The organism is Bradyrhizobium sp. WSM2793, from assembly GCF_000379585.1.
Lineage (GTDB): Bacteria > Pseudomonadota > Alphaproteobacteria > Rhizobiales > Xanthobacteraceae > Bradyrhizobium.
The window spans coordinates 42995-55781 of the sequence record NZ_KB902780.1 but is presented as its reverse complement, the minus strand read 5'-3'; the positions used below and the strand labels follow the sequence as shown (position 1 = coordinate 55781).

Here is a 12787-nt window from a genome sequence, read left to right as displayed (position 1 = left end):
CGCTACGCCGCCTCGGAGCCGCCAAGATAGGCATCGCGGATTCGAGGATCGTCCTTCAGCGCCCGCGCCGGGCCTGACAGCACGATCTTGCCGGTCTGGAGCACATAGGCTTCGTGTGCGATCTCCAGCGCGAGGCTGGCGTTCTGCTCGACCATGAACACCGAGACGCCTTCCTGATTGATGGTGCGGATCAGCTCCAGCACGCGGTCGACATAGAGCGGCGACAGGCCCATGGTCGGTTCATCCATCACGATCATCCTGGGACGGCTCATCAGCGCCCGCGCCATCGCGACCATCTGCTGCTCGCCGCCCGACAACGAGCCCGCGCGCTGCGACAGCCGCTGGCCGAGCTTCGGGAATAGGGTGAGCATCCTGTCGAGATCCTGCGCGATCGCCTCGCGGTCGTTGCGCACGAAGGCGCCCATCAGGATATTTTCGCGCACGCTCATGTCCGCGAACAGCCGCCGCGCCTCCGGCACCGAGGCGATGCCGCGGCGGACGATCTGCGGCGTGGTCAGCCCGGTCAACGATGCGCCATCGAACGTGACATCGCCCGAGCGCGGCTTCACAAGGCCCAAGATGATCTTCATCGTCGTCGACTTGCCGCTGGCGTTGCCGCCGAGCAGGCAGACGATGTGGCCGCGCGCGACCGTGATCGACAAATCGAAATGCACTTGGGCCTGCCCGTAGAACGTATTGACGTTCGACAATGCCAGCAGAGGTTCGGGGGCGCTCGTCGTCATGCTGCGCTCTCCTGCTCCGACGTCCCTGATAGCCCGTGGCCAAGATAGGCCTCGATCACCTTGGGATCGCTCCGCACCGCTTCGCCCGGCCCTTCCGCGATCTTCTTGCCCTCGTCCATGACGATGACGCGGTCGGACAGGCGCATCACCATCTCCAGCTTGTGCTCGATCAGGAGGATGGTCAGCCCCTCCGCCTTGAGCTCGGCGACCAGCGCCTGCATCTCCGCGGTCTCGGTCGGGTTCATGCCGGCCGTGGGCTCGTCGAGCAGCAACAGGCGCGGCTTCAGGGCCAGCGCGCGTGCGATCTCGACACGGCGGCGGTTGGCGTAAGACAGACTATAGGCCGGCTGGTCGATCCGCGGCAGCAGCCGTTCGCCGAAGCGGGCGAGAGTGGCTTTCACCTCCTCGCGCAGCCGCTCTTCCTCAGCCCTGACGCTGGTGGGACGCAGCAGCGCCAACCCCAATTCCAGCAGCGGGCCGATCACCGGCACCGCCGGCTTCACCGCACGCAGCCGCGTGTGGGCGCCGATCAGGACGTTGTCCATCACGCTGAGATTGCCGAAGACGCGGCCGAGCTGGAACGTGCGCGCGATGCCCTCACCTGCCAGCCGCTCCGGCGACAGGCCGGTGATGTCCTGTCCTTCGAAGTGCACGTTGCCGGCATCGGGCCGGTCGAGCCCGGTCACGAGGTTGAACAGCGTCGTCTTGCCGGCGCCGTTCGGGCCGATGATGCTGATGAGCTCTCCCCTGGCGAGATCGAGGTCGATGGCGTCGACCGCGGTGAGGCCACCGAAGCGCCGCGTCAGCCCACGCAAGGACAGCATGGTCGTGTGCTGCTCCGCCATCACATCGTCCCCAGCAGGCCCTGCGGCCTGAACCGCACCAGCAGCAACAGCACGATGCCGTAGATCAGGATGCGATACTCCGCCGCGATCCGGAACATCTCGGGCAAGCCGACCAGCGCCACCGATCCGAGAATCGCGCCGACGACATTGCCGAGGCCACCGAGGATGACCACTGTCAGCGCCAGGATGGATTGCTGCGTGTTGAAGGTCTCATGGTTGATGTAGGAATACAGATGCGCGGCGATGCCGCCGCTGACGCCGGCGGCGAACCCGCCGAAGATGAAGGCCAGCGACTTGTAGCGGTTCAGGCTGAGGCCATAGGCGCGCGCGGCGATGTCGTCGTCGCGGATGGCGCGAAAGCTGCGGCCGAGGTGCGATGTCAGTAGCCGCCCCTGCAGCAGCGCCAGCACGACCATCACCGCGAAGCTGAACCAGTAGATCGAGGTCGGGCTGATCAGATCGTAGCCGAACAGCGACAGCGGCGGGATGCCGGAGATGCCGATCGGGCCGCGCGTGACGCTCTCCCAGTTCAGGATCACCAGGGACACGATCTCGCCGATGGCGAGTGTCGCGATCGACACGTAATGCCCGCGCAGGCGAAACGACGGCGAGATCAGCGCGGTGCCGAGCGCGGCGCACATCAGGCCGCCGCCGATGATCGAAAGGCCCACGGGAACGGAGAATGTCAGCGACAGCAGCGCCGAGGTGTAGGCGCCGATCGCGAGCAGCGCGGCGTGACCGAGCGAGACCTGGCCGATCGTGCCCGCAACCAGTGTCAGGCTGAGCGCGAGCATGCCGAGCAGCCAGGCATTGATCAAGGTCTGCAGCACGTAGAACGACACTGGGAAGAACGGGAGGACCGCGAAGATCGCGGCCGCAACAGCCAAGGCCCAGCGCGGAATGCGCAGCGGGCGGCTCGGCGCGATGAAGGTGCCGGTGAGCGGCTCGGGCGGCGCCTGCCGCGCGCTCGCGAACAGGCCGTTCGGCCGCAGCACGAGCACGACGACGAGCAGCAGGAACGCGAACAGATTGCGGTAGCTGGTGCCGAACACGGCAACGCCGTAGCTCTCCACCAGTCCGAGCAGCAGGCTGCCGATCACGGCGCCGGGCACATTGCCGGCGCCGCCGACCACTTCAGCGACGACGCCCTTGAGCGTCGCCTGCAGGCTCATCGCGGTGTCGATCTGGTTGTAGTACATGCCGACCAGCATGCCGGAGACGCCGCCGAGCGCGGCGGCAATGCCGAACACCGCCTGATTGACGCGGTTGACGTCAACGCCCATCTGCATCGCCGCGTCGCGGTCTTGCGACGCCGCGCGCACCGCCCATCCGAGCTTGCTGTAGCGCAGGAAAACGAAGAGCAAGAGTGCGCTGGTGAGGCCGACTCCCGCAATGAGCAGATCGAGCGGACCGATGGTGCCGCCACCGACCTGAAAACGGACATCAGGCAACTGGCTCGGCAGCGCGCGCGGATTGGGCGAGAAGGTCAGCATGACCAGCTGATCGAGCACGAAGCTGATGCCGATCGTGGCGAGCAACGGCGCGATCCGCACCGAGTTCTGCAGCGGACGCAAGCCGAACCGCTCGATGATCAATCCGACAAGCGCGGCAGCCACCGCGACCACGATGATGGTGAGCGGCAGCGGCGTATGCAGCTGCACCACCGCGACCCAGCCGATATAGGCACCGACCAGATAGATCGAGCCTTGCGCGAAGTTGATCAGCCGGCTGACGCCGAAGATCAGCGCGAGCCCGACCGCAACGAGGGCGTAGACATTGCCGACGATCAGCCCGTTGATCGTATAGTCGAGCCAGGAAGACAAACGGTGATCCCCGCGTAGAATGAAGTCGGCCGAAGCGGTTGCTCCAGCCTACAGATCAGGTCGGCTTGCCGTCCCAGAGCGCGAACTGGCCCTTGCGCACGACCAGCTCGGCATTCATGGCGCCCTTGACGCGGCGGCTCTCGACGTCGAACGTCGCGGAGCCGAAGATGACGCTGGAGACATCCTTCACTTTCGCGAAGGCATCGCGGACCGCACGGCGGTCGGTGCCGCCGATCTTGACCACGGCGGCCGCCATGTTCATCGCATCATAGGAATAAGCGTTGAAGGCGTCCGGCTCCTGCCCGCCGTATTTCGCCTTGAAGCCGGCGATGAATTTCTTCACCTCGGGCCTGGGATCCTCGGGGAAATAGCGCGTGCCGAGATGGACGTCCTCGACCGCCTCGCCGCCGAGCTCCAGAAATTTCGGCGAGTAGACCGAGCTCGCGGCGCAGATCACCTGCTTCAGGCCGACCTGCCGCGCCTGCCGGGCGATCAGCGCGCCGTCGGAATAATAGGAGATCAGGATCAGCCCGTCCGGACTGGCGTCGCGCACGCGCACCAGCGTGGAACGGAAGTCGCGCTCCTCCGCGATGTAGCCCTCGGTGACCGCGATTTCGGCGCCGTACTCCTTCGCCGCCTTGACGAAATAGTCGCGGCTGGTGCGGCCCCAATCGGTGTTGAGGTGCAGCACCGCGAGCTTCTTGAGACCGAGACGCTTCACGGCATAGGCCGCCAGCAGCGGCTGCTCGTCGGCCTGGCTGACCGACGTGCTCCACATGAAGTCGCCGCCCTTGGTGAAATCGGGATGCGAGTTGGTGAAGCCGAATTGCACGAGGCCGCCGCGCTGATAGATCGGCGAGGCCGCCATCGAGGCCGGGCTGGAGAAGTCGCCGAGCTCCATGACGATGCGGGGATCGGAGACGAACTTCTGGGCGATCGCGACCGACTGGCGCGGATCGCTCTGACTGTCCTCGAACTGGTAGGCGAGCTTGCGCCCGTTGATGCCGCCGGCCGCCATGATCTCGTCGAGCGCGAGATCAAAGCCCTGCTTCCACTGCGTGCCGTATTGCGCGTTCGGTCCCGTCAGGGGACCGCTGACGCCGAGCAGGATCGGCTCGGACGATTGCGCGAAGGCGGCGCGTGACGCTGCTCCCGCCATCATGACGGCGAGCGAGCCCTTGACCAGGCTACGACGATCGATGTTGCTCATGCACGGCTCCATCCACTCAAGTGTTGAAACAAACAGCAATTCTTGTGCCGGTGAGAACGCCTATTTCGAGGGCTCGCCGAGCGACAGCATCAGCCGGTTCGCCCAGTTGAAGAACGAGGCGCCGTTGATGACGTCGACGATCTCGGCATCGTCGAGACCGACACGGCGCAGCTCCGCGATATTGTCGGGCCCGAACGCGATCGGGGTTGCGGCCAGCGCCACCGAGGCCCTGACCACGGCATTCCAGCGCTCGCCGAGATCGGCCTTGATGCCTTCGTCGAGCAGGCGCTGCACGTCGTCGCGGCGCTTGGAATAGGTGCTGGCGAAACGCGCATGCACGGAGGCGCAATAGATGCAGCCGTTATAGCGTGAGGTCGCCGCCGCCGCGAGCTCGCGCTCGGCGCGCGGCAGGCCGTCGGCGACGTTGTAGAAGATGTCCTTGTCGGTCTTGGTGCGGGCTTCCAGCACTTCGGGATCGCGCACCAGCAGGCGGAAATATTCCGACTTGGCGCGGGAGCGATCGACGAGGCCGGCGAAATGCCGCTCGGTCAATTCGGCCTCGGGCAGCGGATCGATCCAGGACACCCAACCGAGCTCATCCTGGGTGAAGACGACGGGCGGATTGACGGTGGCGCTCATGATTGCGGCCTCCTCTTATGCGTTCACGGCGGCGAGCGTGCGCAAGCCGCTGACGACCCGCACCTGGAACGACAGGAACGCGACGAGTTGGGAGAAGGTGACGATGCCGGTGGTCGACCAGCCGGCGTCAAGCAGCGCTTTCATGTCGCTAGCTGCGGCATCGCGGGGCCGGAACACCAGGAGGTGTGCATGCTCGAGCGCTGCTGCGAGCTTCGCACCAAGCGCCGGCTTGCTCGCGGCACTGACGCGATAGATCAGGCCGGCGGTGTTCTCGATCGACAGTGGGCCGGCGGGATACGAGCCATAGGGACCCGAGGTCCTGCCCCGCGCGATCTCGGCGTCGATCGCCTCCAGCAGGGGCGCACCGTTCGCGTTTGCGGCAAGCTTGTCGCGATAGAAAGTGGCAACGGGCGACTCGCCATGGAGCCCGGTCACGAAGGCGGCGACCGCCGCGCGTTCGGCCAGCGAGACATCGCCGGCGTCGATCGGCTCGAACAGCGAGAGATAGCTCTTCTGCGCGTTCTCGCGCGCCTGCAGGCGCCGTGCGCGGATGGCGTCCAGAGCCGAGCCCGGCTCGATCCCGGCGAGTGTGTCGATGATATCCTGCGTACTCATCATTCGCCCTCGTGCAACGCGATGCTCTTCATGTCCAATCAGCCCGCCAGCGCCACGTCGGGCGCCGTCCGAGTCCAGCCGAGCGCCGGTGCGACCTTCTCCGCGACCAGATCGATTGAGCGCAGGACGTGGGGATGCGGGGCATCGACCGAATGCACCTGGAACACGAGATCGGTCACCCGCTCCAGCGTGGCATCGGTGCGCAGCGAGGCGATGACCTCGTCGGCGCCGCCGACATGGGTGTCGAACGCCGTGATCATCTCCTCCAGCGTCTCGCCCGGCTTGGCGTGACCGCCCTTCATGAACTGCGGCAGCGCGCGGCGCAGACCGATGTCGGCAAGCCGCAACGCCTCGCGATGATCGTCAGCGACGAACACGCTGCGCGAGGCCATGATGCGGGGTTCTGCCCCCTTGGGCAGCGCTTCCAGATAAGCATCGATCACCGGATTCTGGATCTCGGCGAGCGTCGCCTGCGGCGCCTCCTTGGTTCGCGGCTGGGTGCGCGAGAGCAACAGGCCATCGCCCGCCTTGCCGGCGCGCGCGCCACCGGCCACCGAGAACGTGGCCTGCCAGATCCGCTTGTCCAGCTGCGGCCGCTGCGGATAGATCGTGTCGCCGCCCTCGAGCGGCTTGCCGACCAGGGCGGTGCGGACCACCGCCAGATTGCGCGCAAAAATCTCGTTGCGCTGGGCGCTGTCGAGGCCGAAGGCGGCAAAGGCCGACGGATTGCCGCCGGTGCCGACGCCGAGCTCGAAGCGGCCGTCGCAGATCAGATCGAGCACGGCTGCGTCCTCTGCCACCCGCACCGCATTCTCCAAAGGCAGCGTGACGATGCCGGTACCGAGGCGGATGCGCGAGGTCTGGGCTGCGACGTAGCCGAGAAACGTAAAGGGCGACGGCAGGCCGCCTTCACGCTCGTGGAAGTGATGCTGGGCGATCCACGCGGAATCGAGGCCCGCCTTTTCGGCGCGCACGATCTGCTCGGCCGCGAAGCGATAGCGCTCGGCGGGCGGGGCCTCGTCCAGAAGCCGCGTGAAAAACCCCAGGCGTTTCAGATTTGCAAAGCGTTTCATGCGACCCCTGTCGGGCGAGGATGGCCAGGCTGCCGATGATGTCGGTTACTGCGGCTTCCGACAAGCAGGCATTGCGCAAGGCTCATACGCGCAATGGTCCGCCGGGATCGCCCCTGCGCAAGGCTTTACTGAACTTTGGCTGGGCAGATTGCCTACCAGCTCGGCAGCACCGCGCCCTTGAACTTCGTCAGGACGAACTCCTTGACCTCCGGCGTGTGATAGCTGTCGACGAGGATCTTGACCCAGGGCTTGTCCTTGTCGGCCGTGCGCACGGCGATCAGGTTGACATAGGGGCCCTTCGGATCCTCGCGCAGGATCGGATCCTTGACCGGATCGAGGCCCGCCTGGGTTGCATAATTGGTGTTGATCGCGGCGGCGTCGACGTCGTCGAGCGCGCGCGGCGCCTGCGCCGCGTCGACCTCGATGAATTTCAGCTTCTTCGGGTTCTCGGTGATGTCGAGCACCGTCGGCTTGAAGCCGGTGCCGTCCTTCAGCTTGATCAGGCCCTTGTCGCGCAGCAACAGCAGCACGCGGCCGCCATTGGTCGGATCGTTCGGGATCGAGACCTTGCCGCCCTCGGGGATGTCGGCGATGGCCTTGTGCTTCTTCGAATAGACGCCGATCGGGAAATTCACGGTCAGGCCGACGGCCTCGATCTTGTAGCCGCGGTCGGCTTTCTGGTTGTCCAGATAAGGCTGGTTCTGGAACGAATTGGCCTGGATCTCGCCGGCATCGAGCGCGGCATTCGGCACGACATAGTCGGAGAATTCGAGCAGCTGGATGTCGAGGCCCTGCTTGGCGGCGATCGGCTTCACTGCTTCGAGGATTTGCGCATGCGGGCCCGGTGTCACGCCGATCTTGATGGTCTCGGCGGTGGCTGCTGCCGACCAGGCGGCGAGCGCGGTTGCGAGGATCAGGGGAAGGCGAAACGACATCTTGGTCTCCATGGCACGGCGAGAATGATTGGAACCGTATTCGCTTCTCCGTCGAATGAAATCAATGAAATGGAAAACCATATTTGCCGCCCGGTGCGGACAACGCTTCTCCGTTCGATCCGATGTGGGGAACGAACGCGCCTGCGCAAGCGTGAGGCGCGCAAGCAGCCCCGGCGTTTCGCCATGATCACCCTCGCCGCTCCCGGGTGGCGGTCCGGGCCGTGGCCCGCAAGGGCGCTCCCCATCGTCATTTCGTCGCATGGCCCGGCAGTCACGCCGGCATTGCCGCCCCGTGCGTGATGCAACATGATGGCCGCCGGCGACGATTTGTCTTCGAGGTGGAGGGTCATCTGATGAACGAGAACGAAATCCGGGGTCTGGTCGCGGAGGTGAAGCAAGGCACGCTGTCGCGGCGCTCGTTCATTCAGAAGGTGGCCGCGGTCGGAATCGCAGCGCCGATCGCGAGCCAGATCCTGCTCTGGCACGACGTGGCGATGGCGGATGCCACCTTGCCGTACAAGCCGACCAAGGCCGGCGGCGGCGGCTCGCTCAAGCTGCTGTTCTGGCAGGCGCCGACCCTGCTCAATCCGCATTTCGCGATCGGCACCAAGGACCAGATGGCCTCGCGCGTGTTCTTCGAGCCGCTCGCCGGCTGGGACAAGGAGGGCAATCTGATTCCCTGCCTTGCCGCCGAAGTCCCGACCAAGCAGAACGGCAGCCTTGCGGCCGACGGCATGAGCGTGGTCTGGAAGTTGAAGAAGGGCGTCAAATGGCATGACGGCCAGCCCTTCACCGCCGACGACGTCATCTTCACCTGGCAATACGCCGCCGATCTCGCAACTGCGGCCTATACCACGGGATCCTACAAGGACATCAAGGTCGAGAAGATCGACGACCACACCGTCAAGGTGATCTTCAAGGCGCCGACGCCGTTCTGGGCCGATCCGTTCGTCGGCTCGGTCGGCCCGATCCTGCCAAAGCATCATTTCGGCGACTATGCCGGCGCCAAGTCGCGCGAGGCACCGGCCAATCTGAAGCCGGTCGGCACCGGCCCGTACAAATTCGTCGAGTTCAAGCCGGGCGATCTGATCCGCGCCGAACGCAATCCCGACTATCACATCAAGAACCAGCCGCATTTCGACACGCTCGAGATCAAGGGCGGCGGCGATGCGGTGTCCGCGGCGCGCACCGTACTGCAGACCGGCGAGTACGACTTCGCCTGGAACATGCAGGTGGAGGAGGAGGTGCTCAAGCGCATGGAGGCGGGCGGCAAAGGCAAGCTCGACATCACGCCGTCCGGCAATGTCGAGTTCATCATCCTCAACACGACGGACCCGTGGACCGAGATCGACGGCGAGCGCTCCAGCGTCAAGTCCAAGCACCCGACGCTGTCCGATCCCGCGGTGCGCCGGGCGATCAACCTCCTGATCGACCGCGACTCGATCCAGAAATTCATCTACGGCCGCGGCGGCATCGCCACCGCGAGCTTCGTCAACGCGCCCAAGCAGTTCAAGTCGCCCAAGCTGAAATACGAGTTCGACATCGACAAGGCGAACAAGATCCTCGACGAGGCCGGCTGGAAGAAGGGCGCGGACGGCATCCGCGAGAAGGACGGCAAGAAGCTCAAATACGTGTTCCAGACCTCGATCAACGCGCCGCGCCAGAAGACGCAGGCCATCATCAAGCAGGCCTGCCAGAAGGCCGGCATCGACATCGAGCTCAAATCGGTCACCGCATCGGTGTTCTTCTCCTCCGACGTCGGCAATCCCGACACCTACTCGAAATTCTATGCCGACATGGAGATGTACAACACCACGCAGCCGCAGCCCGACCCGGAGCGCCTCTTGAACCAGTGCGTGTCCTGGGAGATCGCCACCAAGGACAACAAATGGCTCGGCCGCAACAACTCGCGCTATTCCGATCCCGAAGCCGACAAGGCCTACAAGGCCGCGCAGAACGAGCTCGACCCGGTCAAGCGCGCCGCGCTGCTGATGAAGGTCGATGAGATCTTCTGCGAAGCCCACGTGTTCCTGCCGCTGCTCTCACGCCCCATCGTCAACGCCGGCGCCAACAACCTCATGATCGACATCTCCGGCTGGGACACCATCACGTGGAATCTGGCGGCGTGGTATCGGGTTTGAGGGGGACGGCGCGGGAGCGGAGTGTGGCGCGCGCTTTCTCCACACCGTCATTGCGATGCTCTGGTGCAAATCCCAGCGGCAGTGCCGTAGGGTGGGCAAAGGCGCATAGCGCCGTGCCCACGATGTCCCTCCATGAGCAACAAGGCGTGGGCACGCTGCGCTTTGCCCACCCTACGAGATCGAGCGTGTGGCACGCAGCTCAGCTCACAGACACGCCTTCGCGTTCTCGCGGCTCAATCCACCCGAGCTTTGCTTCGTCGCTCCACCCTCATAAAGCCAAGAGGGCGCAGGGAAGGCCGGGTGCCAGCTGGCACCCGCGGTCTGCTGCGCGAATAATGCGCAAAGGAGACCGCACAGCAGCATACAGGTGTCGCCGATCACTCGGCCTTCCCTGCGCAGTGGCTGGACGGCTTATGCCGTGATCTCCCGGGAGCCGACCTTTCCTTCTGGCCTCCCTCGCCCCGCGAATTGACGATGCCGTCTGCCCGGTTGGGCTCGCGCGCATCTTCGCGAAAGACTTGACCGTAGCAACGACGGCCAGGACCACACGGTTTTGCCGTACGCACGGCCCGCTTGTTCGCCGCAGGATTCGACGACGTTGTGCACGTTGCCGTCGACCTGCCGACGAGACGAACCTAACAGCGCCGCTCGTCGCACGCGGTTACGGACTCACAGGGACTACCCGCCCTGCCCGCGCCTCTCGTGCCGACGCTGCCGCGTCCACCGCAAGCCCGGCTCGCGACAGTGACGACGCATAGTCGCCCCTCTTGGATGAGCCGGGATGGACGACACATACGCCGAAACCGAATTTCGGTAAAGTGGAATATTTTTATGGGGAGGGGTTGACGGGGGGCGACACAGGGGTAGGGTTCTGCCCGACGCCATCCTACGTACTGCCTCCACTCAGGCTTCGTCAGACACTTAGACGTTTGCGAAGAAACGCCTGCACATTGATCTGACCGTCAGTGAGAACCCGCTTCTCAGGTATTATTCGGCAATTGGTGGAATCAGCGCGAAGGCATTCTCTATACAGCGGCGCAGTCTAGCGAAGCGAAACCCATCTGGGTGTATCCAATGCGAGGCAAGTCGGGTTTCGCAAGTACTCTCTACCTGCCCGCTCTCGCGACATTATCCCAGCCGTCCCCATCCTCTTTTCCACTGTGTGCTTCAAGTCACAGCAGAATCACGCCCCCTCGCCTACAAACACCCCGCATGGCCGCAAACAAGGTAACGGCGGTACGCGTGAGGCTGCGGAGGCGATCGACAGCTAGGGACTTTTGAGGCCGCCAGGGTGAAGAGCCCGGCGGCTTTTTTCTTTGTTGCCGTGCAGCACTGAGAACGTGGATGCCCGGACCTTCGCCGCGCCGAAGGGGCTTCGGCGCCGCAGGCGGGACGAGCCCCGGGCGTGACAGCCTTGCAAAGATCCGAATGCTATGCTCCTCGATCGGGGCCAGCATCTATCGCCTATGAACCACCCGCCCCCTTCCGATCCTCGCGCTCATCCTCCACCTGCCGTTCCGCTTCGAGCCAGAACTCCAGGTCACGATTGCTCGGCCGGCCCGCCTGCTCCCAGAGCTCGTAGGCGCGTGCGCGCACCTGGCCGCGCCGCATCATGCGGCGGAGCTTTCGCTTCAGCTCGTCGGCAAAGCTTCGGAAACGCTGGCCGGTGGTTTCGTCCCTGACGAGCGCGGCCGCTCGCGTGGCGAGTTCGATCTGGTGCTCTATCTTTTTCTGCTCGTCCACCGCCGACACTGCCGTGGGAAATGAATGTTGCCAGAGCCCGAGTTGTTCGGAGATTGAATTCCTTTCGGGGATGGTCTGTTCCCTCGGCAACGGCGCGGCGGATGGGAGAGCGGAGCGCAACCCATGGGGGCTAGGCAAGAAGAAGCACGATGGGTTTCGCTTCCGCTCTACCCAACCTACCCGGCACCATTGCGAGCCGAGCGGGCCGCCGCTCAGTGCCACGTCGTGTCGGCTTCGACGATCACCACTCTGATTTCCGGATCCTCAGTCGTGTTGCAAGTGCAGGGCATGCCCTCACCGCAGCGGCAGCCGCCGAGCTTCTCGCTCCAGGGCCGGAGCGGATGGTTTTCGCAGACCCATCCCAGACCCTGGCAGAATGGGCAGGTCTTGTCGGTCACAGCGTATCCGGCGTTCGCAGCGTGTTCGACTTTTCCTCGTTGCGCAGCTCCTGCTCGGCCGCATTCCAAAATTCTTCTTCACGGCCTTCGGGCTTGCCGGCCTGCTCCCACAAGCGGTGCGCGCGTTCTCTGATCTCTTGCTCGGTCGGGTCGGACAATTCTCGTCTCCTCTGGTGAAGCACGGCCCACCCTGGGGGGTATGGGGGCTTGGAGGCGGGCCGTGCAGGCCAGCGATCGGCGGCGAGGCTGGCCCGCGGATTCAAGCTTCGATCGTGCGCGGGAGTTCCTAGTTGCGCGCGCCGGGCGATAGCGCGCTCATCAATTACTTGAGACAGGAAAGAACAGGGCGTCCAGCCAGAACAGGAGGGCGCCGATGCCTAGCACCGCGGCGAATGCGAGCATGAGGCGCATGAGCTGACCATTGGCCGCGTGGAATTCCGGCGAGAGCTCGCTCGCCAACGGACGCCGGAGCGTCAGCAGGCCGCGCCACTCGGGCAACGTCCCGGCTCTCAAGAAGGCCAGGCGTATCGCCATCGCCAAGATTACGACCGCACATCCCCAGGCCGCAAAGATCAGGACACGCAGCAGGTCGTGCAACGCCTCTTGGAGGATGGACATGCGA

The 12787-nt window shown here is 64.8% G+C and carries 13 protein-coding genes; 1 reads left to right on the top strand and 12 read right to left on the bottom strand.

Annotated features, from left to right (window positions below):
* Positions 1 to 2 precede the first annotated feature (2 nt).
* From A3AS_RS0115150 to A3AS_RS0115115, 8 genes are all read right to left on the bottom strand, one after another.
* Complete coding sequence (locus tag A3AS_RS0115150) at positions 3 to 743, bottom strand: ABC transporter ATP-binding protein (protein ID WP_018318420.1); 741 nt, start codon at positions 741 to 743, stop codon at positions 3 to 5.
* Positions 740 to 1588 carry an ABC transporter ATP-binding protein gene (locus A3AS_RS0115145; RefSeq protein ID WP_020508687.1) on the bottom strand — a complete coding sequence of 283 codons (849 nt, stop codon included), beginning with the start codon at positions 1586 to 1588 and terminating at the stop codon, positions 740 to 742. Before A3AS_RS0115145 ends, A3AS_RS0115150 begins: the two co-directional genes overlap by 4 nt.
* Complete coding sequence (locus A3AS_RS0115140; RefSeq protein WP_018318418.1) at positions 1588 to 3411, bottom strand: ABC transporter permease; 1824 nt, start codon at positions 3409 to 3411, stop codon at positions 1588 to 1590. Before A3AS_RS0115140 ends, A3AS_RS0115145 begins: the two co-directional genes overlap by 1 nt.
* A 55-nt stretch (positions 3412 to 3466) precedes the next feature.
* Positions 3467 to 4621 carry an ABC transporter substrate-binding protein gene (locus tag A3AS_RS0115135; protein WP_026202018.1) on the bottom strand — a complete coding sequence of 385 codons (1155 nt, stop codon included), beginning with the start codon at positions 4619 to 4621 and terminating at the stop codon, positions 3467 to 3469.
* A gap of 60 nt (positions 4622 to 4681) precedes the next feature.
* Positions 4682 to 5260, bottom strand: a complete 579-nt coding sequence (locus A3AS_RS0115130; protein WP_018318416.1) for an alkylhydroperoxidase domain protein — start codon at positions 5258 to 5260, stop codon at positions 4682 to 4684.
* A gap of 15 nt (positions 5261 to 5275) precedes the next feature.
* On the bottom strand, positions 5276 to 5878 hold the full coding sequence (locus tag A3AS_RS0115125; protein ID WP_018318415.1) for a CMD domain protein: 603 nt from the start codon (positions 5876 to 5878) through the stop codon (positions 5276 to 5278).
* A gap of 35 nt (positions 5879 to 5913) precedes the next feature.
* Positions 5914 to 6948, bottom strand: coding sequence for a putative FMN-dependent luciferase-like monooxygenase (locus tag A3AS_RS0115120; RefSeq protein WP_018318414.1), 1035 nt, complete (start codon positions 6946 to 6948; stop codon positions 5914 to 5916).
* A gap of 152 nt (positions 6949 to 7100) precedes the next feature.
* A complete protein-coding gene (locus tag A3AS_RS0115115; RefSeq protein ID WP_018318413.1) occupies positions 7101 to 7895 on the bottom strand; it encodes a MetQ/NlpA family ABC transporter substrate-binding protein in 795 nt (264 codons plus the stop codon).
* 341 nt (positions 7896 to 8236) lie between these two features.
* Between A3AS_RS0115115 and A3AS_RS0115110 the strand changes: the two genes are divergently transcribed.
* Positions 8237 to 10024, top strand: coding sequence for a peptide ABC transporter substrate-binding protein (locus A3AS_RS0115110; protein ID WP_026202016.1), 1788 nt, complete (start codon positions 8237 to 8239; stop codon positions 10022 to 10024).
* A 1464-nt stretch (positions 10025 to 11488) separates the two neighbouring features.
* On the opposite strand, the gene A3AS_RS0115105 is transcribed toward A3AS_RS0115110, so the two are convergent.
* The 4 genes from A3AS_RS0115105 to A3AS_RS0115095 all read right to left on the bottom strand — a co-directional run bounded on the left by A3AS_RS0115105 (position 11489) and on the right by A3AS_RS0115095 (position 12783).
* A complete protein-coding gene (locus A3AS_RS0115105; RefSeq protein ID WP_026202015.1) occupies positions 11489 to 11767 on the bottom strand; it encodes a DUF2934 domain-containing protein in 279 nt (92 codons plus the stop codon).
* Positions 11768 to 11979: 212 nt separating this feature from the next.
* On the bottom strand, positions 11980 to 12165 hold the full coding sequence (locus A3AS_RS45055; protein ID WP_020508686.1) for a hypothetical protein: 186 nt from the start codon (positions 12163 to 12165) through the stop codon (positions 11980 to 11982).
* On the bottom strand, positions 12162 to 12323 hold the full coding sequence (locus A3AS_RS45050; protein WP_018318410.1) for a DUF2934 domain-containing protein: 162 nt from the start codon (positions 12321 to 12323) through the stop codon (positions 12162 to 12164). The genes A3AS_RS45055 and A3AS_RS45050 overlap by 4 nt, the downstream gene beginning before the upstream one ends.
* Before the next feature lie 160 nt (positions 12324 to 12483).
* Positions 12484 to 12783 (bottom strand): hypothetical protein, encoded by a 300-nt coding sequence (locus A3AS_RS0115095; protein ID WP_020508685.1) that lies wholly within the window; start codon positions 12781 to 12783, stop codon positions 12484 to 12486.
* Between the last annotated feature and the right edge of the window lie 4 nt (positions 12784 to 12787).